Origin of the sequence: Desulfotomaculum copahuensis (genome assembly GCF_001655685.1) — a bacterium.
GTDB classification, from domain to species: domain Bacteria; phylum Bacillota; class Desulfotomaculia; order Desulfotomaculales; family Desulfovirgulaceae; genus Desulfotomaculum_G; species Desulfotomaculum_G copahuensis.
In genome coordinates, this window is the sequence record NZ_LYVF01000137.1 from 103,172 (window position 1) to 123,542 (window position 20,371).

General features: G+C 58.6%; 22 protein-coding genes. 3 read left to right on the forward strand and 19 right to left on the reverse strand.

From position 1 onward, the window contains the following. Nucleotides 1–61 precede the first annotated feature (61 nt). The 6 genes from A6M21_RS08615 to A6M21_RS08640 form a co-directional block, all read right to left on the reverse strand. Nucleotides 62–1,618 (reverse strand): TCP-1/cpn60 chaperonin family protein, encoded by a 1,557-nt coding sequence (locus A6M21_RS08615; RefSeq protein WP_066667806.1) that lies wholly within the window; start codon nucleotides 1,616–1,618, stop codon nucleotides 62–64. Nucleotides 1,619–1,633: 15 nt separating this feature from the next. Then, nucleotides 1,634–2,674: a heat-inducible transcriptional repressor HrcA gene (gene hrcA / locus A6M21_RS08620; RefSeq protein ID WP_066667808.1), complete on the reverse strand. Its 1,041-nt coding sequence runs from the start codon at nucleotides 2,672–2,674 to the stop codon at nucleotides 1,634–1,636. A gap of 198 nt (nucleotides 2,675–2,872) precedes the next feature. Then, nucleotides 2,873–4,009: a radical SAM family heme chaperone HemW gene (hemW, locus tag A6M21_RS08625; protein ID WP_066667810.1), complete on the reverse strand. Its 1,137-nt coding sequence runs from the start codon at nucleotides 4,007–4,009 to the stop codon at nucleotides 2,873–2,875. Between the two features lie 14 nt (nucleotides 4,010–4,023). Next, nucleotides 4,024–4,239 (reverse strand): hypothetical protein, encoded by a 216-nt coding sequence (locus tag A6M21_RS08630; RefSeq protein ID WP_066667811.1) that lies wholly within the window; start codon nucleotides 4,237–4,239, stop codon nucleotides 4,024–4,026. A 17-nt stretch (nucleotides 4,240–4,256) separates the two neighbouring features. Beyond that, nucleotides 4,257–6,065 (reverse strand): translation elongation factor 4, encoded by a 1,809-nt coding sequence (gene lepA, locus A6M21_RS08635; protein ID WP_066667812.1) that lies wholly within the window; start codon nucleotides 6,063–6,065, stop codon nucleotides 4,257–4,259. Between the two features lie 170 nt (nucleotides 6,066–6,235). Then, nucleotides 6,236–6,580 carry a hypothetical protein gene (locus A6M21_RS08640; RefSeq protein WP_151191864.1) on the reverse strand — a complete coding sequence of 115 codons (345 nt, stop codon included), beginning with the start codon at nucleotides 6,578–6,580 and terminating at the stop codon, nucleotides 6,236–6,238. Between the two features lie 242 nt (nucleotides 6,581–6,822). Between A6M21_RS08640 and A6M21_RS08645 the strand changes: the two genes are divergently transcribed. Then, nucleotides 6,823–7,539 (forward strand): nitrite/sulfite reductase domain-containing protein, encoded by a 717-nt coding sequence (locus A6M21_RS08645; protein WP_066667815.1) that lies wholly within the window; start codon nucleotides 6,823–6,825, stop codon nucleotides 7,537–7,539. Nucleotides 7,540–7,594: 55 nt separating this feature from the next. Next, the gene (locus A6M21_RS08650) at nucleotides 7,595–8,059 is read left to right on the forward strand and encodes a hypothetical protein (protein ID WP_201721855.1); all 465 of its coding nucleotides are present in this window, start codon (nucleotides 7,595–7,597) and stop codon (nucleotides 8,057–8,059) included. 206 nt (nucleotides 8,060–8,265) lie between these two features. Here the strand turns inward: A6M21_RS08650 and A6M21_RS08655 are convergent, their stop codons facing one another. From A6M21_RS08655 to A6M21_RS08690, 8 genes are all read right to left on the reverse strand, one after another. Then, nucleotides 8,266–9,090, reverse strand: a complete 825-nt coding sequence (locus A6M21_RS08655; RefSeq protein ID WP_066667817.1) for a sugar phosphate isomerase/epimerase family protein — start codon at nucleotides 9,088–9,090, stop codon at nucleotides 8,266–8,268. Nucleotides 9,091–9,219: 129 nt separating this feature from the next. Next, on the reverse strand, nucleotides 9,220–10,359 hold the full coding sequence (locus tag A6M21_RS08660; protein ID WP_066667819.1) for an ABC transporter ATP-binding protein: 1,140 nt from the start codon (nucleotides 10,357–10,359) through the stop codon (nucleotides 9,220–9,222). A 20-nt stretch (nucleotides 10,360–10,379) separates the two neighbouring features. Beyond that, nucleotides 10,380–11,210, reverse strand: a complete 831-nt coding sequence (locus A6M21_RS08665; RefSeq protein WP_066667821.1) for a carbohydrate ABC transporter permease — start codon at nucleotides 11,208–11,210, stop codon at nucleotides 10,380–10,382. Between the two features lie 45 nt (nucleotides 11,211–11,255). Continuing rightward, nucleotides 11,256–12,128: a carbohydrate ABC transporter permease gene (locus A6M21_RS08670; RefSeq protein WP_066667823.1), complete on the reverse strand. Its 873-nt coding sequence runs from the start codon at nucleotides 12,126–12,128 to the stop codon at nucleotides 11,256–11,258. 8 nt (nucleotides 12,129–12,136) lie between these two features. Beyond that, nucleotides 12,137–13,465, reverse strand: coding sequence for an ABC transporter substrate-binding protein (locus A6M21_RS08675; protein ID WP_242868806.1), 1,329 nt, complete (start codon nucleotides 13,463–13,465; stop codon nucleotides 12,137–12,139). 327 nt (nucleotides 13,466–13,792) lie between these two features. Then, nucleotides 13,793–14,038, reverse strand: a complete 246-nt coding sequence (locus A6M21_RS08680; protein WP_066667825.1) for a type II toxin-antitoxin system prevent-host-death family antitoxin — start codon at nucleotides 14,036–14,038, stop codon at nucleotides 13,793–13,795. A 147-nt stretch (nucleotides 14,039–14,185) separates the two neighbouring features. After that, on the reverse strand, nucleotides 14,186–15,325 hold the full coding sequence (gene spoIIP / locus A6M21_RS08685; protein ID WP_066667828.1) for a stage II sporulation protein P: 1,140 nt from the start codon (nucleotides 15,323–15,325) through the stop codon (nucleotides 14,186–14,188). A gap of 92 nt (nucleotides 15,326–15,417) precedes the next feature. After that, entirely contained in the window at nucleotides 15,418–15,756 is a 339-nt protein-coding gene (locus A6M21_RS08690; protein ID WP_066667831.1) for a phage holin family protein, read from the reverse strand. A 128-nt stretch (nucleotides 15,757–15,884) separates the two neighbouring features. Here A6M21_RS08690 and rpsT point away from each other — a divergent pair, with 128 nt between their 5' ends. After that, nucleotides 15,885–16,151, forward strand: coding sequence for a 30S ribosomal protein S20 (rpsT, locus tag A6M21_RS08695; RefSeq protein WP_066667832.1), 267 nt, complete (start codon nucleotides 15,885–15,887; stop codon nucleotides 16,149–16,151). Nucleotides 16,152–16,415: 264 nt separating this feature from the next. Here rpsT and A6M21_RS08700 read toward each other — a convergent pair whose 3' ends face one another. The 5 genes from A6M21_RS08700 to A6M21_RS08720 all read right to left on the reverse strand — a co-directional run bounded on the left by A6M21_RS08700 (nucleotide 16,416) and on the right by A6M21_RS08720 (nucleotide 20,245). Next, nucleotides 16,416–17,381 (reverse strand): TQO small subunit DoxD, encoded by a 966-nt coding sequence (locus A6M21_RS08700; protein ID WP_427854619.1) that lies wholly within the window; start codon nucleotides 17,379–17,381, stop codon nucleotides 16,416–16,418. Nucleotides 17,382–17,708: 327 nt separating this feature from the next. After that, a complete protein-coding gene (gene holA, locus A6M21_RS08705; protein ID WP_066667834.1) occupies nucleotides 17,709–18,755 on the reverse strand; it encodes a DNA polymerase III subunit delta in 1,047 nt (348 codons plus the stop codon). 235 nt (nucleotides 18,756–18,990) lie between these two features. After that, entirely contained in the window at nucleotides 18,991–19,296 is a 306-nt protein-coding gene (locus A6M21_RS08710) for an MTH1187 family thiamine-binding protein (protein WP_066667836.1), read from the reverse strand. Between the two features lie 6 nt (nucleotides 19,297–19,302). Next, the gene (gene mobB / locus A6M21_RS08715; RefSeq protein ID WP_066667838.1) at nucleotides 19,303–19,809 is read right to left on the reverse strand and encodes a molybdopterin-guanine dinucleotide biosynthesis protein B; all 507 of its coding nucleotides are present in this window, start codon (nucleotides 19,807–19,809) and stop codon (nucleotides 19,303–19,305) included. Further along, complete coding sequence (locus A6M21_RS08720; RefSeq protein ID WP_066668008.1) at nucleotides 19,790–20,245, reverse strand: MOSC domain-containing protein; 456 nt, start codon at nucleotides 20,243–20,245, stop codon at nucleotides 19,790–19,792. The genes mobB and A6M21_RS08720 overlap by 20 nt, the downstream gene beginning before the upstream one ends. Nucleotides 20,246–20,371 lie beyond the last annotated feature (126 nt).

Consider the following 20,371-nt stretch of genomic DNA (forward strand, 5'->3'; position numbering starts at 1 on the left):
TGCCGGCCGCGCTCTTGCAAACAAAAACCGGTTGCCTGATTACGGTTCTCAAGCGGCGGTTTCAACCGGTGTCTTTTTCAGACTTTTCTTCGCGTTTTTTGATGATCGTATCAATGCGCAGAATGGCTTCGGCAATTTCACCCGCCGCCTTGAAGGCATATGTTTTAACCGGCAGCGGGTCAACCACTCCCAGTTCACGCATATCGGCCAACCGGCCGGTGTCGCAGTCCACGGCCAGCGCATCGTTGCCTGTTTCCACCTGTGCCGCGATGACATCACCGATTTTCTCCAGCGGGTTGAATCCGGCGTTGGAGACAATCTGGGCCAGCGGCCGTTTCAAGGCTTCCACAACGCAGTCCACGCCGTAGGCGGCCATGCCCCGCATGCCGGCGCGCACCTGCTCCACCTCCCGCGCCACCGCCAGTTCCACGGCACCGCCGCCGGGCACCACGCCGCCGCGCAGGGCGGCCTGCACGGCCGAGGCCGCGTCCCGGGCGATGCGCTCCCGCTCGCCGACCACTTCACCTGTGGCCGCACCGACCAGCACGGTGGCCATCGGCTTGCCGCCGCCGTCCAAAACCTGCACGTGCTCCAACTTCTCATCGTTGTAGACGCGGCCGGCCCGGCCCAGGCAGGCGGCCAGCTGGGGCAGGTCCTTTTTCAGCCCGGTGCGCTTGATCATGCGGGCACCCGTGTGTTCCGCCGCCCGGCGCAGCTCTTTGTTGGCCACCCGCTGCACCACCATGATCCCGGCGTCGGTGAGCATCTCCTCCGCCGCATCGTCCACACCCCGGTCCACCAGCACCAGGCCGGCCTGCAGTTGAATGATTTTCTGCACATTTTCCCGGAACTGGTTTTGCAGTTCCATGTAGCGGGCGAAACCGGCCTCGGTGGCCAGTGCCTCCTCCTCAATCTCCTCCGGTTCCAGGGCGTCATCAATCACCAATACCGGCACGCCGTTCAACTCCCGGGGCATCTGCCGGTTCACCGGTTCCTTGTTGATGATCACACCCATGAAAACCTGATTTTCCGCCCCTTCCTCGGCCACCACCGTGTCGGCCAGTTTGAAGGCCCGGTCCAGCAGTTTCTCCCGGCCGATCAAACCGGCGGCGCGCACCACCAGATCGGCAATGTCGTCGTGCCCGCGGCCGGCCACCAGGGCCACCCGGCGCAAATCGGGACTGTTCACATCCGCCACCGGGCAGGCCCGCTCCTGCATGGCCGCCAGGCCGCGCCGCACCCCGGCGCGCAGGCCCTCAATGACCCGGGCCACCGGCACACCGCGGGCCACCTGCTCCACTCCCGCGCCCACCATCGCCCCGGCCATCACCGTGGCTGTGGTGGTGCCGTCGCCGATTTCCTCCTGCTGCGCCCGGGCAATGTTGATCAACATGCGTGCGGCCGGGTGGTTGGCTTCCATCATGGTCAGGATGGTCACCCCGTCGTTGGTGATCACCACTTCACCAAACTTATCCACCAGCATAGTATCCAGTCCCTTGGGTCCCAGGGTACCCTCCACCGCCGAGGCAATGGCCCGGACGGCGTTGGCGTTGGTGACCAGGGCGGCCAGCCGTTCGTCCACTTCCGCGCCGCCGCTGGCCTGCTGCTTTAGGCTCAATTTACGGTATCCTCCTTAAGTTCCCCGGCCGGCAAACATTTCCTCCAGAGCACGGGAAAGGTTTCTGGTCATGCATTCCACCACGCTGACCACCTTGGCGTAATCCATGCGCGTCGGCCCGAGCACGCCGATCGACCCCCCGGCCCGCCCGCTGATCCGGTAAGGTGCGATCACCATGCTGCAGTCGACAATTTCCCGGCAGTGCATCTCGTTGCCGATGCGCACGGTGACTCCCGGTGCATCTTCACCGCCGCTCAACAAATTGCAAACCATTTCTTCCTGTTCCAGCAGGCTTAAAAGTGTTTTTACCTTCTCCACATTATGGAATTCCGGCTGGTTCAGAATATTAAATACCCCGCCCAGGTAAATTTTATCCCCCGGCTCCACGGTCAAACCTTCCCGGATCAAATCCAGGGCCAGATCCAGAATATTTCTATGCCGGGCCAGCTCCGCATAAATCTCTTTGATCAGCGTCATCTTGATGCTTTCCATGGTGTGCCCCTGAAGCTTGGCGCTGAGTACGCTGGAGATGGTTTCCAGATCCGGATCCGTAATACTTTCCGGCACCTCCACCATGCGGTGATGCAGCGAGCCGTTATCCATCACCACCAGCATCATGGCCCGGCCCGGTCCCATGCCAATCAGGCGCACGTGTTTAAAAGCGCTCGGACCGACGCGCGGAGACATGACCACCGCCGCATACCGGGTGAGCTGGGACAGCAGTTGCCCGGTAAGCTGAATGACCTGCCCGACATCCTTGACCTTGGAGCGGTAATTTTCCCGGATCAGTTTCTCTTCCCCCGAACTCAGCTCCTCGCGCTTCATCAAGTAGTCCACATAATAACGGTACCCGCTTTCCGAGGGCACCCGGCCGGCGGAAGTGTGCGGCTGTTCAATATAGCCCATTTCCTCCAGATCCGCCATTTCATTGCGTATGGTGGCCGGACTGATCCCGAGGCGGTACTTCCTGGCAATGGTCCGCGAGCCCACCGGTTCCGCAGTGGCAATATAATCGGTGATTATGGCCAGCAGGATATCTTGTTTACGGGCATCCATTCATCTCACCCCTTGCTGTTAGCACTCTTAATTCATGAGTGCTAAGGCCTCTGAAATAAAACATAGCACCGGCGTAAACTTTTGTCAAGTATGCCCCGTCCGGCGAAACGCGTCGCTTGTTTACGGCGGCTCATGCCCTGGCGCTGCGGCCGGCGCCCTGCCGGAAAGTGCACCGGGCGGAAGCGCTCTGCACGATGTTTAAACAAACTCGACAAATACCTGGTTGGCCAGGGGCAGGCCGCGCCCGGTCAACCGCAAATAACCATCCCTGCTCTCAAGCAGGCTTAAACGGCAAAGACGGTCTATTTCCGGGGCAAAAACATATTCCGCGCGCTCTCCATAACGGCGGGCGAATTCATCCAGGGACAGCCCCTTGATCAGGCGCAGTCCCAGGAAAATGCCCTCCCCCATGGCTGTGCGCCGGGAAGGCCGTTCACTGAAAGCGACCGGCCGTTCCCCGTCCGCCAGGCGGGCCGCATAGGCGGCCACTTTTTCTTCATTACTGTACCGGCAGCCGCGCATGAAGGAATGTGCGGCCGGCCCGAGCCCCAGGTATTCGAGATTATGCCAGTAGCGCAGGTTGTGCCGGCACTGGTGTCCCGGCCGGGCGAAGTTGGATATTTCATAATGTTCAAAGCCACGGGCGGTGAGCAGGTGAATTGATTCCAGGAACATGGCCAGTTCCGTTTCCTCGTCACAAGGAATCACGTCCCCTGTTTGCACCGCCCGGCCCAAAGGGGTGTTTTCCTCAATTTGCAGCCCGTAGGCGGAAACATGTTCCGGCGCCAAATCGAGCACCTGTTCCAGGCAGGAACGCCACTGAGCGGTAGTCTGCCCGGGAATGCCGAAAATCAAATCCAGGCTGAGATTTTGGAAGCCGGCCCGCCGCGCCTGATGTACGGCTTCCACCGCCTGGCCGAAATTATGCACCCGTCCGAGCAGGCGGAGCAGGTCTTCCCGGCAGGCCTGCACACCCAGGGAAAGCCGGTTCACACCGGCGGCGCGCAGGGCGGCCAGTTTATCCGGATCCAATGTGCCGGGATTGGCTTCCACGGTTATTTCCACTTCCGGTGCAAACTGAAAAAGAGTGCGGCAGCGGTCCAAAACGGCGGTCAATGCCGCCGCCGGCAGACAGGTGGGCGTACCCCCGCCAATGTAAACGGTGGCCACCTGTTTTTCCTCTCCGGTCAGCCGGTGACCGTAAAACGTCATCTCCCGTTCCAGGGCGGCCAGGTAACGGGCGGCAGCCGCATGGCTGTAAGGATAGGAAACAAAGTCGCAGTACCGGCACTTGCGCAGGCAGAAGGGCACATGAATGTAAAGTCCAATCGGCATCGGCGCACCTGCGGCTAGAAGCGCCTTTTCAACCCGTCAATCAGCTTTTCTTCCCCGTCCGGCTCCTGCAGCAAAGCCTTGACCCGTTTCCACACCGCCGGACATTTTTCCCCGCTGCTGCCCACAATCTCACGCACGGCCAGATCCACCCGTTTCCTTTCCTGCTTCGTTTGGGGCGCCACCCCGGCCTGCTCTAAAATATGCCCCAGATGACGCAAATAACAACTCATTTTTGCCCTCTCCAGTATTATTTGTTTTCAATGCTCAGTACGGCCATGAACGCTTCCTGGGGGATTTCCACATTCCCCACCTGCTTCATGCGTTTTTTGCCTTCTTTTTGTTTTTCCAGCAGCTTGCGCTTGCGGGTGATGTCGCCGCCGTAGCACTTGGCCAGCACATCCTTGCGCCGGGCCTTGATGGTTTCCCGGGCGATGATCTTGTTGCCCAGGGCGGCCTGCACCGGTACGTCAAAAAGCTGCCGCGGGATCAGGCCGCGCAACTTTTCCACCAACTGCCGCCCCCGCTGATAGGCCTTGTCCCGGTGCACAATGCAGGTCAGGGCATCCACCGGTTCACTGTTGATCATGATGTCCAGTTTGGCCAACTGGCTTTCCCGGTAACCGGCCAGTTCGTAGTCCAGGGAGGCGTAACCGCGGGTGCGCGATTTGAGCTGATCGAAAAAGTCAAAAATAATCTCGGACAGGGGCAGGTCATAGGTCAGCATGACCCGGTTTTCCCCCATGTATTCCATATTTTTGAAGATCCCCCGCCGCTCCTGGGAGAGATCCATCACCGCCCCCACATGATCCTTGGGTACCATAACGGTGGCCGCCACAAAAGGCTCCTCCATTTTTTCCACCTTGCCGGCGGGCGGCAACCTGGTCGGGTTGTCGATATCCAGCACTTCCCCGGCCGTGGTGGTCACCCGGTAAACCACGCTTGGGGCAGTGGTGATCAGGCTCAGGTTGTATTCCCGTTCCAGGCGCTCCTGGATGATCTCCATGTGCAACAGACCCAAAAAGCCGCAGCGGAAGCCGAAGCCCAGGGCGTCTGAGGTCTCCGCTTCGTAAATCAGAGAAGCGTCATTGAGCTTGAGCTTTTCCAGGGCGTCGCGCAAATTTTCGTAATCCACCGCATCCACCGGATAAAGACCGCAGTAAACCATCGGCGTTACTTTGCGGTAGCCGGGCAGGGGGTCTGCGGACGGACGCGCCGCGTCGGTAATCGTGTCCCCGACCCGGGTGTCCTTGACGTTTTTGATGCTGGCCGCCACAAAGCCCACCTCGCCGGTGTCCAGCACGCCGGTGGAAATCATGGCCGGCCGGAAAATACCCGCCTCGTTTACCTCAAACTCCCGCCCGGTGGCCATCAGGCGCATGCGCATCCCTTCGGTCAGGCGCCCCTCCATCACCCGTACATAGGCGATGACCCCTTTGTACGAATCATAGTGGGAGTCGAAAATAAGCGCTTTCAGCGGGGCGTTGCTGTCGCCCCGGGGAGGCGGAATCCGGCTGACAATGCTCTCCAGCACCGCTTCCACACCGGTGCCCATTTTGGCTGAAACCATAATGGCGCCGGAAGCGTCCAGCCCGATCACATCTTCGATTTCCCTCTTCACCCGTTCCGGATCCGCGCTGGGCAGGTCGATTTTATTGATCACCGGGATGATTTCCAGGTTGTGTTCAATGGCCATGTACACGTTGGCCAGAGTCTGCGCCTCGATACCCTGGGCCGCGTCCACCACTAAAAGGGCGCCCTCGCAGGCCGCCAGGCTGCGGGACACCTCGTAGGTGAAGTCCACATGACCGGGGGTGTCAATCAGGTTCAACTGGTACTCGCGCCCGTCTTTAGCCCGGTAACTCAGGCGCACCGCCTGCGCTTTGATGGTGATCCCCCGCTCCCGCTCCAGGTCCATCTGGTCCAGGACCTGCTCGGTCATCTCCCGGGCGCTCAAAGCACCCGTATGCTCCAGAAGCCGGTCGGCCAGCGTCGACTTGCCGTGATCTATGTGAGCGATAATGCAAAAATTACGGATCAGTTCCTGCTCTCTCCCCATCAGGGCTATGGCCTCCTTGCTGCCTGCGGTAAAAAATCCTAACAATAAATTATATCATCTGCGGCTGGAAAAGGGCAACAGGGATCCGCAGGGCGGCGCTGATGCAATCAAAGCCGATGTGGACTTTTCCACTGAAAGATGACCGTCCGGATAAACCGGCACCCGGTTTTTTACAGATGACGGTCCAGCCGGTGAACGCCGTCGATGATTATAGCGTTCAGCTGTTGACCATATTCAAGAATGGTATCAACGATCACCCGCCATTGCCATTCCCTTTTTATTTGCCCGGTGATAACCGGCAGCGCGGAGCCGTCAGACGGCCAGGTCAGCGTCCAGTTCCGCCCCAACAAGTCCACCTGAACATCCCCCGGACCGGCCGCGTTCAGATGAAACAGGCAAACCGGCTGCGCCGGCTGCACATCCTGGTTGAATCCATCCGCCGCCACCTGCAGTCCGAAAACAACCAGGGCCAGGCAAATACCCAGGCACACCAGCATGGAGCGCCGCCCGGACATGTTTGTTCACCACCTGAAAAAGCTTTATTGCCTGTTTACCTCTTTTCTCCAGTATTGAACAAAACAACCCCGCTTTATACCGGACGATAGATGCTTAAAAAAAAATACCACCTGCCCAAAAACAGTTGTGACGTACATTTATCCCAATAAAGATGAAAATTTTCCCGGAAAAAAGCAGGAAAATTTTACGGCATGCATAATATTAATAAAAGTTACTGTTAAATTGAATGAGAGGTGTTTTTATGGGCCGGGGTTTGTTCAAACAAAAAAACGGCCTTTACGCAGTGGACGTGACGGCCGCCTGCGGCGTGATGACGCCGGCGCAGTTGACCGGTTTGGCCCGGGCGGCGGTTGATAACAACGCCTTCCGGATCAAGCTGACCACCCGGCAAACGGTGGTGGTTTTACTTCCGGAGGGTAACGTTTCCGCTCTGGAAGAAGCGCTGGAACCGCTGGAGTTGCAGGTTTCCCCCTTCGGCAACGTGGTGCGTCCGGTCAAGGCATGCGCCGGCAACAGTTCCCTTTGCCCCCGTTCTCTGGGCGACGCCCTTGATTTGGGTGTGGAAATCCAGGCACGCTATCTGGGCCGGGAGACGCCCAAGGATTTTAAGATTGCCGTGGCCGGCTGCCCCCGGGGATGTACCGACCCCTATTGCGCCGACTTTGGAGTAATCGCCGCCGGAAATGATCGCTTCCGGATTGCCATCGGCGGTATGGGCGGCAGCAACTGTCCCAGACACGGGGAGATCATCGCTGAAAACGTCCCCCGGGATAAAGTTTTTACCGTCCTGGAACATGTGCTGGAACGTTTTGAAGTCCTGGCCGAACCAAGGGAAAAGCTGGGCCGGGCCGTCGAGAGACTGGGACTGACTCCTTTCCTGCCGCCGGCCGGATTGTTGAGCGCGGAAAAGGCTGTCCTGGCCGCTGATGATGAGTTCGTGCAGTTTCTGCAAAATTAACGGCCGCGCTACTGCCATAATTAAGGAAGTATTTTCATGAAAGCAGGTGATCCGGTTGACCAGCATCAGAAGCGCCGGCGAGGTTGATTTGGCGGCTCTGGACAGGCCGCTGGCCAAACTCTGCCTGAACTGCGACCTCCGGGATACGCCGGACTGCCGGGAAGCCGCCTGTCTGGCCGGTTTTGCCCGCAAGGTGTTGAAATTCGCCATTTCAAAAGGAATTTTGGATATCCCGGGGGCTGCCGGGTTAATCCCCGGCCACGACTTCAAACCTTACTACCCGGAAATGATTGCCGCCGGCCTGGCCGAAACCTGCCGGCAATGCCGTGAATGCCGGGATAACCACTCCCCCGATTGCGTCATCTCACTGGTGCGCCACAGTCTGGAGAACATGATTCTGACCGAAAACATAGACTATCCGGGCAGCGTATTCGCCTACCTGGCCGCAGTAAAGGAAAGAAACCCCGACCTGGCGGCATCACTGGCCAAACAATTGAGAAGCGGACAAAATAGCGCGTAAACGGGGCTTGCGCCTGTAAGACCGGCGGCGTCACACGCCAAAACAAGGCAAAACGCCGGGCTGGTTAAATTAATGAACAATCCGTGAAAACTCCCGCCAACCGGCCCGTATCCAGGCTGCCCGTGCTTCAATTTTCAGCGGCCCGCACCGGGCCGCTCACTTGCGATTGGCGCAGCGCCCCCGGCGGAAATGCCAAGACGAATCACTCAAGCGGACAAGCCGCACCCGGCGCCGGCAATCCACCGCGCGATGCGCTCCCGGTCGGCGCTCAGACGGCTCAACGGCGTACCGGGGGCGTATTCGAGAATGAGCGGGCAGTCCGGGGCCAGCGCGCCCAGTGCGCGCCAGATCCCGTCCCAGGCAACGGTCCCTTCCCCCACCGGCCGGTGGGTGTCGGCATCCCCGTAGTTGTCGTGCAGGTGTATGCCCGCCAGGCGCGGCGCCGCCTGCTCCAGAAGCGCCGGCAGATCCCACCCGTTTAGCAGGGCGTGCCCCGTATCAATTAAATAGCCGGTTACGGCGGAATCGAACCGTTCCACAAAAACCACATATTCATCCTGGGTAAAAAGCGACTCGCCGCCGTAACCGACATTCTCCACCGCCAGGACCACCCCCAGCGGGCGGGCTGCCTCCACCAGCCGGGCCAGCGCATCTTCCGCCCGCTCCCAGGCGGCGTACAGTGGAAAGGCCGGGGAATGGCGGAACCCGGGGTGCACCACCACGTGTTTCGCCCCCACCTCATGCGCCAGCCGCACCGCCGCCAGGTGCGCCTCGAAACTGGCCGCCCGGATGACGCCGTTTTCACTGGTCAAATTAATGTCCCAGGCCGGCGGGTGCAGCGACACCGGCACCGGGCACGTGCGCAACACCGTTCGCAACTGCCGCGCCGCCTCCCCGGGATCATCCCAGGCCGGGCCGTCCATTAAAATTTCCAACCCGTCCGCCCCGGCCTCGCAAAGCAACCGGACGACCGCCGCCGGCTTTTTGCCCAGCAGGGGCAAATCGGAAAAAGAAACGTTCAGCGTCGACATAATTTTATTTCACCTTCCCTGATTCTGAGCCGCCGGATTTGGATTTTTTTCGCATCTACTGAAGAACATGTTTGTATCCAGCCGGCCATTATTTATATGGATATACTATCTAAGTGGTTTTGCAGGCGGTTATGCGCCGCCGGCGCCGGACCGGTCATTGCGGTCAAGTGCCTGCGGCCGCCCCAGCGAGCGGCCCGGACCGTCAAAAAAGTGTACCCGTTCCCAATTAATTTCCACCCAAAGCGTATCCCCGGTGTTCACCCCGCCGGGCCGGCCACGCACCACCAGTTCCAATTCACCGGCCGCTTGCAGGTAGAAAACCGCTTCCGCCCCCAGATCCTCCTGCCAGGTAAGCCGGACGGGAAAGCTGCAACCGGCCGGACCGGCCTCAGCGCGCAGAACCAGATCCTCGGGCCGGATGCCCAGCGTAATCTCCCCCTGGGGACGCTCGGCCAGCCAGGCCGCCCAGACCGCCGGCAGTTGCAGGGAAACGCCGCCCATGCGCAACCGGTTACCGGCTACCTTGACCGGCATCAGGTTCATCGGCGGGTTGCCGATAAACCGGGCCACAAACGCATTCATAGGCCGGTGGTAGATCCTTTCCGGGGTATCCACCTGCTGCAGTTCACCGCCGGCGATAACGGCAATGCGCTGCCCGACGGTCATGGCCTCCACCTGATCATGGGTTACGTAAAGCATGGTGGAGCCGATCTGCCGGTGCAAACTGACCAGTTCCGCCCGTGCTCTGGCCCGAAGCTGGGCGTCCAGGTTGGAAAGCGGCTCGTCAAGCAAAAAGAAGGGCGCTTCCTTGACAATGGCCCGCCCCAGCGCCGCCCGCTGCCGCTGCCCGCCGGACAGTTCCCGCGGCCGGCGAAGCAACAATTCCTCCAATCCCAGCATGGAAGCCGCCCGGTCGATGCGCGCTTTAATCTGATCCGGCGGCACCCGGCGCATTTTCAACCCGAAGGCCATATTTTCGGCCACGGTCATATGGGGATAGAGGGCGTAGTTTTGAAAAACCATGGCCACTCCCCGCTCCCCCGGCGGCAAATCATTGACGGACCGGTCGCCGAAGTAGATCTTACCCCGGCCTGCCTCTTCCAGACCGGCCACCAGGCGCAAGGCCGTAGTTTTGCCGCAACCGGACGGACCCAGCAGTACCATCCGCTCCCCGGCCGCCACCTCCAGGTTGAATTCACGCAGGGCCGTGACCCGGCCGTAATTTTTGGTCACTGCTTCAAACTGGATACTTTCCGCAATGACGGTCAAATGTTTATCCCTCCCGGACTTCAGCCTTTCAGGCCGGAATTTATAAAACTGTCCACCACGTAACGCTGAGTAAGGAGATAAACAACCAGAGGCGGCAGTGCGGTCAGCGACGCCGCCGCCATCATCACCCCCCAGGCCGTTCCCCCCTCCTGGTTGGTGAACATCTGCAGCGCCAGGGGCAGGGTATACATGGATTTATCGTTCAATACCAGCAGCGGCCAGTAATACTCATTCCAGGCATTGATAAAAAAGAGGATGGCCAGTGCCACCACCGCCGGCTTGATGGCCGGTAAAAGCACGCGCCGCAGGACGGCCAGGTGTCCCGCCCCGTCGATCCGGGCTGCCTCGAAAAGTGATACCGGCACTGTGCGGATGCTCTGACGAAGCAGAAAAATGCCCATTGCATCAGCCAGCTGGGGAATGACCAAACCGGCAAAACTGTTCAGCCAGCCCAGGTGCGATATCAACAAATAATTAGGCAGCATAGTGACCTGGACCGGCACAAAAATGCTGACCAGACAGAGATAGAAGATGAACTCCCGCCCCCGGAAACGGAACCGGGTAAAGCCGTAGGCGGCCAATATGCTGGTAACCATTTTCAGGCCGGTGATTAATACCGCCGCCAGCAGCGTATTGGCAAAATAGCGGAACAGGGGCACACGTTCCATGACAAACCGGAAATTGGCCAAAGTCGGGACGGCAGGCAGCGGATTCAGACCGCCGGCGAATATTTCCGGTTCGGGTTTAAAAGCAGTGGCAAGCATCCAAATAAAAGGCAGCAGCGAGAGCACCGCCGTCAGGATCAGTAAAATGTGCCAGGGGGCTTCTTTTGACCACCGGCGAACCTTCATCGTAAATCCTTCCTTCTACAGACATAAATCTTCCCCGGCCGCCGGCTAATCTTCATAGTAAACCTTTTTTTCCAGGACACGTGCCTGCAGCAAAATCAAGACCAGAAAGACCAGCAGGGTTAGAACGGCACAGGCGGCGGCCTTGCCGGCCTGGAAAAAGCCAAACCCGTACTGGTAAATGAGAAAGACCAGGTTGGTGCTGGCGTAATCGGGACCGCCGTTGGTAAGCATCTGGATGGGCACAAAAACATACTGCGCCCCCCAAACAACAGTCATCACCAGGACGTAAAGGGACGTGGCCGATGTCTGCGGACGGATGATGTGCCAGAAGATCTGCCAACCGGAGGCCCCTTCCAGTTGCGCCGCCTGAATCAGTTCCCGGGGCACCGCCACCAGCCCGGCCAGCAACACGATAAAATTGTAGCCGAAAAGCTTCCAGGTGGTGATCAGGGACAGCGCCCAGATTACCGTCCGGTAGCCGGTGAGCCAGGCCGGCGCTCCCAGGCCCAGATGTCGCAGCAGGATGTCCACCGGACCCAAAACTGGGTTGTAGAGCCACAAGAAAATTACCGACGCCACAGCCAGTGAGATCACACCGGGGGCGAAGATCAACGCCTTGTAAGGCGTCTGCCGGCGCGGCGGCACCCTGGTCACGGCGTAAGCAACCAGATAAGGCAGTACCAGGTTGAATACCAGCAAAATAACGGTGTAAACCAGGGTATTGTAACCGGCCAGCCAAAACTCACGGCCGGTGAGCAGGCTGAGGTAATTCCCCGGGCCCTCCCAGCGGGCCCGGGGACTGATCATATTCCACTGTAAAAAGCTCAGGTGCAGGGTGGACAGCACCGGCCAGAAGGTAAACAGAACGATCAAAAACAGCGCCGGGGCGATAAAAACCAGCGGGATGAAACGTCGCACGGCTTTCCCTACTTCCCGATCAACTGGTTTACTTTTTCCGCCGCCGCATGCAGCGCTCCCGCCGGCGTTTGACGCCCGCCCAGGATGGCGTCCCGGGCATCCAGCATCGCCTGTTCGCACTGCAAACCGTTATTACCGGGGAAACTAACCCAGGGCACCAGATCGGGCAGTTCGTCCACCGCCGCCTTCATCAACGGGTTGGCATCCATAAACGGTTTCAGGTATTTGGGATCGTCAAGCACTCCGCTGCGCGGCGGCAGGTAACCGGTGCCTTTGGTCCAGACGGTCAGCGCCGCCGGAGACTCCAGATATTTGATAAACTCCCAGGCCGCCTTTTGCTGCTGCGGATCACGGGCAAAAATAAACAGGGCGTTGCCGCCGGCCGGCACCCGGCGCGGCTTTTCACCGAAAGTGGGAAAAGGAACGGTGGCCACTTTGAATTTGGCATTGCTTTCAATATAATTGCGTTTGGCGATGGTGGTCACGGTCATGCCCACTTTGCCACTGATGAAGGCCTGCGTCCCCTGGTCCCAGGGGGCATGCAGCGCAGTTTTGTCCTTGAGCACCATATCCGCCATCAACTGGTAGGCATCCACCGCAGCGGCGCTGTCAAAGGTGGCGGTAGCCCGGCCGTCTTTTTTAGTTAAAACCTTTGCCCCGTTGGATTCCATCATGGCCTGCTGCGCCCAGTTGTCCGAAGGCTCCTGGACGTAAAGGCCGTAATTGCCGGTCTTTTCCTTAATCAAGCGCGCATCCCGGCGCACCTCGTCCCAGGTACGGGGCGGACCGTTGATCCCGGCCCGGCTGAACAGATCGCTGTTATAATACAACACCGGATCGCTGATGGAATAGGGCATGCCCTCCAGTTTGCCGTTTACCCGGCCGAGGTCCAGGATATTGGACCGGAAATCATTCAGAAACGCCCGGCCGTCTTTATCCTGTCCGGCAGCATCATCCACCGTCTGATGAGGCAGGTTGGCCGTGGCGTATTCCAGGAAATTATAACCGATCTGGGCCACCGCCGGGGGGTGTCCGCCCGCAATGGCTGCCTGCAGGTTCTGCATCAGACCCAGGTACATGTTCGGCTGAAATTTATCCACCACCTTGACATCCGGATGGGTGCGGTTGAACTCGTTGACCAGATCACGCACGGCCTGTCCCCCGAAGCTTTCCGAGTTGACATGCCAGTATTCGATGGTGGTAACCCCGCCCGTGCCGCCTCCCGCGCCTTGGGTCGCCGGTCCGCCGCAACCGGCGGCAACTGCTGCCGCCCCTAGAAGCAACAGCGATAAAAAAACTGGCACTTTCTTTTTGACCCGTGACTTGAACTGGAACAAAACTTCGCCTCCCTTAAACAAGATTGTCATACCGCTGCCCGAAAACCAGATAAAATATATCATCGCAGCGTTAAAGGCAAGTTTTGTTTTGATTAAAAGTATAAAGTCCGTTTTAAATTTCTGATCAAAAACTGTTTCGGTGATCGATTCAAGACAATTTTAGGTCACTGATTTTGCGGTGAAAAACGTCAGCCCCAAAGCTGACGTTTCTATATCTTGCATTTTATTTTTCCGGCGGCAAATCACCGATCAGGATTCTTATGCATCCGGATTGATTTCCTGCAAGTCCTTGAGCGCAAGAGGATTGACCCAGATCCTGTACATGAACTATACTCCCAAACATTCTTTTACATCTTCCGCCGACAGCCATCCCCTGTCTTTCACCGCGGTTTCAGCCTCGGACAGTATGGACAACAGCTTAATGGTCGCCTGCGTTTTTTCGTATTCCTCTATATCAACCAGCACATAGCGCCCCCTACCGTTTTTTGTCAAAAATACAGGCTCACCCACGGCAATATCGCGCAGGATTTCGTTGTAGTTTCTCAAATCAGAAATGGGTTTAATATTTGGCATAATAACATCCCTCCTTTGCTGTTATTATTATATCTTTATCAATCGTAAAATACTTACATCAAATTTATCACAACTTAAATATTTTCGTTCCTTGATGGCGTCCTCGCAGGCGGTGCGTGGGTTTTACCCGCGGCTCAAGCAGGAAGTTTACTCCCCCCGGGTCTGTGCCTTTGACTCGTCCGCCCGGGTGCTGTCGCCCTGGTCCGGCCGGCTCTGACTTACCTGCTCCCCGGTCCTCTGGTTTAGCATGATCTTTTTCACTTCTCCCCCCAACGCATCGGCAAAGAGCTTGCCGGCCGCCACCGCTTCGGAGGTATAGTTGTTGGAACTGCCCACCTCCACCAGCAGCGCCCGGGGATGCAAAAACTGGTTATAGCGGCCTTCTTTCACCCGCACCCCCCGGACAAGCCCGGGGTATTTTTTGTTCACCGCCGCCGCAAGCTGCTGCGCAAACTGGTAGTTTTTCCGCCAGTCAGGAAAGGGCGCCCGGGCGTCTGAACCGACGATAAACAGGAGCGGCGCCACTGCCTGGCCGTTCACTTTGACCAGACAGTCCCGGCGCGGCAGGCCAGCGTCCCGGTGGATGTCCAGCAGCACCTGGATATGCCGGTTTTCATCCAGAATCTTGCGTGCCGTCTGCTCCGACACCATGTACGAAGTGTTATAGTTGGCGTCATTAATTGTTTCATCATGCAGGGTGGGGGTGCCGTACTTTGACTCCAGCACCTGCTTGACGGCCTCACCCACGGCCACCACCCCGCCCCGCTTGCCGTCCTCCCGGGCCGTGCCGTCGCTGAGGGCGTAAGTTTCCCCGGTGTGGGTGTGATAAATGGCCACCAGGTACTCCCCGTTCAGCGCGGCGGCCGGCGCTTGCTCCCGGGGTGGCGGCCCGGCGGATGCTCCGGCCGCGCCGTTTCCACCCGGCGCCGGCAACGCCGCCAGTAAAGGCACCTGGGACTGCAGCATGGCCCGGGGCGACTGCCAGCTGAAGAACTGCCTTCGCAGGGCGGCCAGCATGTATCTCGCGTTAACGGTTTCCGGTATCTCCTCGGGCGGCGCGCTCCAGGCTAAAAGGGGCATGGCCGACACCAGCAGTCCCCGCGGATTGACTGCTTCCCGGAAATATGCTATTAGCCGTCCGGCCTGTCCAAACGGCATAAAAGACCAAAAAGCCGCTCCCGCCATGACAAGCAAAGCGAGAAAAAGCACCGCCATACCGGCGTTCAAACGCCGGTACAGGCATTGTCCCGCATCGCGCTGCTGATAGGAGTAAATGGCCCGTGCCATAAAAAAACCCCTTCCGGATCAGTCTAAAAAAGTTTATGCCCGGAAAGGGACAATCATGAAGAAAACCCCGCCTGCGGGCGGGGTTTTCCAGTTTAACGCAAAACGGTCGGTACCACTGCATCAATAAGTCCGATGATGAAGGCGGATATGAGTGCGCCCACCAGGCTGACGCTCAAGAGTCCGGGAATGATGAACTGGGCCAGATAAATAACCACAGCCGCCACGATGAAACCAACAATCCCCCTGCTCTGGGGGGATATTCGTTCGCCCAACAGCGCCTCCGCGATGTAACCTAAAACGGCGATCACCACGGCGGCAATCAAGGCGCCGACAAAACCGCCCCGGACCACAAAACCCGGGGAAAGCCAGCTCACCACGATCAGCACCAGGGCGGAAACCACAAACCTGACCAGCACTCCAACCCATTGCATGACATAACTCACCTCCTTTTCTTTTCCTGTGCCTAGCTTTCACAAAAAAACACCGTCCTATACCGGCTGCTCTTGCATTTTTTAAAAGCACATGGTAAAATTGTTCCCGTTGGGAGGTGAGCACCAAAATGCCAAACATCAAATCGGCGATTAAACGGGTTAAAGTAACCCGCAAACGCACCCTGCGCAATGCCCGGCTGAAGTCGGCCCTGCGCACGGCCATCCGCAAGTTTGAAAGCGCCGCCGGCGGCACCAGCCGGGAAGAAGCCGGGCAGGCTTTGCACAAAGCGCTGGTCGCCATCGACAAAGCGGTGACCAAGGGTATTTTACATAAAAATACCGCCGCCCGCAAAAAATCCCGTCTGACCAAACGCTTTAACAAGCAGGCCGGTTAAAGGAGTTTCCAACCTCCCGACGGTAAGAGAATAGAAGTTTAAAGTCACCCCGCGGGGTGACTTTAGTTTTTTCACTATATCATTTTATAAAACATATCCGGAAAAGCGGTTAAAGACCGAATATTCCACCTCTTCAGACGGGAGATTGCTTCCTGTTTTCAACAACCGCCGGGTATAAACAGTCTGCCTCGAAAATGCGGCAACGGTTCAGCCCCGGCCGCATCCTTTACCGGAAGCGGCAGGAAGAGCAAAAGGACCGCGGGCTTACCCGGCCGCAACTGTGGCGTCCCAGTGCGCCCCGCTGACGTCGTAAACAGTGACGTGGTAGGAGACACCGGGTTGCACCGCTTTGCCCGCCGGCAACCGCAGGGATACGCCGGCCCTGGCCCCCAAAGGTACCACCAGGCCTTCCGGACCGGTCTTCACTTTCTGCAGCGGATAAACATTGTTGATGGCCGCCGGACTCGTTTTGGCCAGTTCCGCCGCCGTCCAGGTATAAAGACCGTCCACCTTCACACTCGTAACAAATGAACCGTAGGTATCCGGTCCGCCGTCGCGGTATAACTCCAGATGCAAAACTCCGCCGGCAGTCAGGCTGGTACCGCCCAGATCCAGGTGGGGCGACTTGGAATCGTTATGCAGGCTGGAAAAGCCGCCAAAGAAAATTTGATAAGTTCCCAGCGTTATTAACAGCGCGAAGACAGTGGCCCCGATGATCAGCTTTCGCCCGGCGTCATTCCCCGGGGAAGAACTGTTCAACCACCTGTTCCCAATCAAATGGTCCAGGCTGAAAAGACCGCCGCCGGTAAACAAAAGGACCAGGGATGCAACTCCCTCCACAGTGCCAATCTGCCATTCATCCAGACAGGTCGTTCCGATCCAGCCCGCCCCCATCAGGATGCCCAGGCTGAGAAGCGTGCCGCCCAGGGCTCCCAAACGGGTGAGCAGGCCGCATATCAAGGAAAGCCCAACTAAAAATTCAATCCAGGAAAAAGTGTAAACGAAAATGTGCAAAAGCTGCGGGTGGGTGGTCAGGTACTGAAGCATGGGTTTGATCATGACGGCATGAGGCAGGAAGGTGTCAAACTTCTTGCCGATGTACAGCGGCGAATTCGGATCCATCTTGGCTGGAACGCTTATAAAGCGGCGCAGCCAGGCGGAAAAAAACATCCACCCCAGCACCAGGCGCAACGGCACCAGGTAGTCGGCCGGGGTCAGAACTTGGGCCATACTTGCATTGCCGGTTCTTGCCATAAGCATACTCCTTTCCAGTTTTATCGGGGTCCTGTACCCGCCGTCCCCTGTGGAAGTCCAGGCATCCGGCATCCTCCTGCCCCTCACCCGTGCACGGAAGCATATCGCACAGATGAAACGTCCTGGTGTGCCGGGCGCCTTTGTGCATAAGATTAGCATTTTACCCGCAGCCGGAATGTCAGTTGCCCGACAACATGCCTGTCAATTCAGCGACGAAAATTAACCGCCCGGACCAACCTTACCCGGACGGTTTGTCAGCAATGAAACCCGCTCACATTCGGAAATAACCGATCGAATCTCTGCTCAGGCCGATAACAAGACAAACATCTCCATGGCCGGATAAAATTCCTGCCGGCCGGATTTGACCGCCGCATCCAGGGCCAGCAATTCCCTTAATGCCCCGGCCGCCTGCGCGCACGTAAAGTTGCCGGCCTGGGCGGACAGTTTGCGGGCCACAAAGGGGTGCACTTCCAGACGCCTGGCCAGTTCAGCCGCCGGACAGCCCGCTTCCCGCAATTCGATGGCCTGCAGGAGCAGGCGAAACTGCCTGGCGATCATGGCCACAATGACCGGCCCCGGCTGTCCGGCGGCCAGCAGTTCACGGATGCCGTCCAGCGCCCGGGCGGGCCGGCGCTCGCCAATGGCATCCACCACGGCAAAGATGTTTTCCTCCGCCCGGGGAACGGTGATCCGGCGCACATCTTCAACGCTGATCGTTTTTCCTCCGGCGGCAAAGGCCGTCAGCTTTTCCATTTCGGAGGCGAGCAAAAACAAACTGCGTCCCACCCGTTCGATCAGCAGGGCGGCCGCCTCCGGTTCAATGGCCAGGCCGGCCTGGCGGGCCTGTTTGCTCAGCCAGCGGGTGATGTCCCGGGGGGTGAGCGGGGTGAATTCCACCACCTGCCCGGCGTTTTTTACGGCCTTGAAAAGGCGCCGCCGCTTGTCCACCGGATAGCCGGTGTTCAAAATCAGACAGGTGGTGGGCAGGGGATCTTTCAGATAATCAAGCAGCGCCTGTTCGCCGGGTGACAAATTCACCGGCTCGTCTTCCCCGTCCGCAGCGGATTTAGACTTACCTTGCCCGGTAAAAAAACGGGCGTGCCGGACAACAACCAGCCGGCGCGCGGCCATAAAGGGCGGCGTTTCGGCCCGGGACACAATTTCCAGTCCGCTTGCCACCTCCCCGTCCAGCAGATCCAGGTTGAAGTCGGCCAGCTCCGCCGGCTGCAGGGCCTGGCGAAAGCGCATTTCACCCTGTGCGCGCAAATACCCCTCTTCGCCGTAAAAGAGATAGACCGGGGCAATCTCGCCCCGTTCCAGGTTTTTGAGCAGGTCCAGGTAGTATTTCACACCCGCGCCGTTCCTTTCTTTTTCCTTCCCGCAAAGTCAGACGGTTCCCGCCACGCGGTGAAGCCTTCAAAAGCTCAAATTTCCGTAAAACTTCAGATACCGGCCGGAATATCAAGGCAGATACTTTCTGCTTTTCCGTACGCATCCCGCCCGTAAAATATGCCGCACCTAGCATGGCGCAAAAGCAACAGCCATCCGGCGGATCCGTCTGTTGCCCTGTACGGGCTGCTGTAAATCAGCTTTTCAGCTTGCCCTGCACCGACGCCACTTTACCCTGCATGGTCAACTGCTTGTCCCGCCGGTCGTCGATTTTAACCGTTGTCACCACCCGGGAGATCTCCCGGCCAAACGGCGCTTCGTGCATTTTACGCACCACCGCCAGCACCCGGTCCAAATCTCCTTCAATCACGGTGCCCATGGGAGTAAGCTGGTAACTGATACCTTCTTCCGCTTCCAGCACTTTGAGGCAACCGGCCACATAACTGCTCAAACCGGGACCGCCGGTGCCGATGGGCACCACACTGACTTCCACCACGGCCATCATCTCTCACCTCCCGCTCCAGCCGAGAATGAAATCCGCCACCTGCGCCACCTCGCCGGGAGCGAAACGCGGCCGGTCAAACCGGCCGTGGTAGTCGCCGATCAAAGCAATGAGCTGATCGGGACGGCCCACCAGTTCCGTGCATCCATCCGGCGGACATACCTCTATCTGCGGATAACCGGCTTTTTTAAAGCCTTCAGCCAGCACCAGATCTACCGCGCCCAGCAAGGGAACAATTTCTTCCAGCATGAGTTCGTCCGCCACCCGGCGGATCACGGCCGCCTTGCGGGGAGCGGAAATACACACCGCGTCCGCACCGGCGCAGGCAAAACGCCAGGTGTCCTTGCCGGGACGGTCGATTTCAAAATCACCCCGGTGATGGTGTTTCACCGCCCCCACCCGGCAGCCGCGGCCTTTCAACTCCACGATCAGTTTTTCCAGAAAAGTGGTTTTACCGGTATTGGCCGTTCCCACCACACAGATTACCGGAGGCTCAACTTTGGAGTTTTCCATCCGTTCCCGCCACCTCGATGCGATCCCCCACCTTGACCGGCCCGCCGGTGAGCACCCGGATAAAGATACCCTCCCGGGGCATGATGCAGTCCCCGGCCAACTGGCGGATGGCGCAGCCGGTATGGCATTCCTTGCCGATCTGGGTCACTTCGCCAACCACCTGCGGACCGATGGCCAGGCGGGTACCCACGGGCAGACTGTACAACTCAATCCCCCCGGTGGTCAGGTTTTCCGCAAAATCGCCGGGGTGCACATCCAGGCCCTTTTCGCGCATCTTGTTTATGCTCTCCATGGCCAGCAGGCTGACCTGGCGGTGCCAGGGACCGGCGTGGGCGTCTCCTTCCAGACCATGCTCCTTGATCAGCATGCCGGTACCTATGTTTTGTTTGCGCATGCCCTTTTCCGGGCTGCTGCAAACGGCAATAATCACCCCAATGGACCATTCCCCCCTGTGATCAAATTGCACCTGTCCTCCAACCGGAAAAGGGGACGGTGGTTCTTACCAACCCGTCCGCACCGGATCAAAACGGCGGGACGGCGAACGGGCCGCTTCCCGAAAGCA

What these genes read in the sequence shown, in the direction of transcription:
- hrcA (WP_066667808.1), bottom strand. Translation starts at nt 2,674, where the DNA reads ATGGATGCCCGTAAACAAGATATCCTGCTGGCCATAATCACCGATTAT.
- hemW (WP_066667810.1), bottom strand. Translation starts at nt 4,009, where the DNA reads ATGCCGATTGGACTTTACATTCATGTGCCCTTCTGCCTGCGCAAGTGC.
- A6M21_RS08630 (WP_066667811.1), bottom strand. Translation starts at nt 4,239, where the DNA reads ATGAGTTGTTATTTGCGTCATCTGGGGCATATTTTAGAGCAGGCCGGG.
- lepA (WP_066667812.1), bottom strand. Translation starts at nt 6,065, where the DNA reads ATGGGGAGAGAGCAGGAACTGATCCGTAATTTTTGCATTATCGCTCAC.
- A6M21_RS08640 (WP_151191864.1), bottom strand. Translation starts at nt 6,580, where the DNA reads ATGTCCGGGCGGCGCTCCATGCTGGTGTGCCTGGGTATTTGCCTGGCC.
- A6M21_RS08645 (WP_066667815.1), top strand. Translation starts at nt 6,823, where the DNA reads ATGGGCCGGGGTTTGTTCAAACAAAAAAACGGCCTTTACGCAGTGGAC.
- A6M21_RS08655 (WP_066667817.1), bottom strand. Translation starts at nt 9,090, where the DNA reads ATGTCGACGCTGAACGTTTCTTTTTCCGATTTGCCCCTGCTGGGCAAA.
- A6M21_RS08665 (WP_066667821.1), bottom strand. Translation starts at nt 11,210, where the DNA reads ATGAAGGTTCGCCGGTGGTCAAAAGAAGCCCCCTGGCACATTTTACTG.
- A6M21_RS08680 (WP_066667825.1), bottom strand. Translation starts at nt 14,038, where the DNA reads ATGCCAAATATTAAACCCATTTCTGATTTGAGAAACTACAACGAAATC.
- spoIIP (WP_066667828.1), bottom strand. Translation starts at nt 15,325, where the DNA reads ATGGCACGGGCCATTTACTCCTATCAGCAGCGCGATGCGGGACAATGC.
- A6M21_RS08690 (WP_066667831.1), bottom strand. Translation starts at nt 15,756, where the DNA reads ATGCAATGGGTTGGAGTGCTGGTCAGGTTTGTGGTTTCCGCCCTGGTG.
- rpsT (WP_066667832.1), top strand. Translation starts at nt 15,885, where the DNA reads ATGCCAAACATCAAATCGGCGATTAAACGGGTTAAAGTAACCCGCAAA.
- A6M21_RS08700 (WP_427854619.1), bottom strand. Translation starts at nt 17,381, where the DNA reads ATGGCCCAAGTTCTGACCCCGGCCGACTACCTGGTGCCGTTGCGCCTG.
- A6M21_RS08710 (WP_066667836.1), bottom strand. Translation starts at nt 19,296, where the DNA reads ATGGCCGTGGTGGAAGTCAGTGTGGTGCCCATCGGCACCGGCGGTCCC.
- mobB (WP_066667838.1), bottom strand. Translation starts at nt 19,809, where the DNA reads ATGGAAAACTCCAAAGTTGAGCCTCCGGTAATCTGTGTGGTGGGAACG.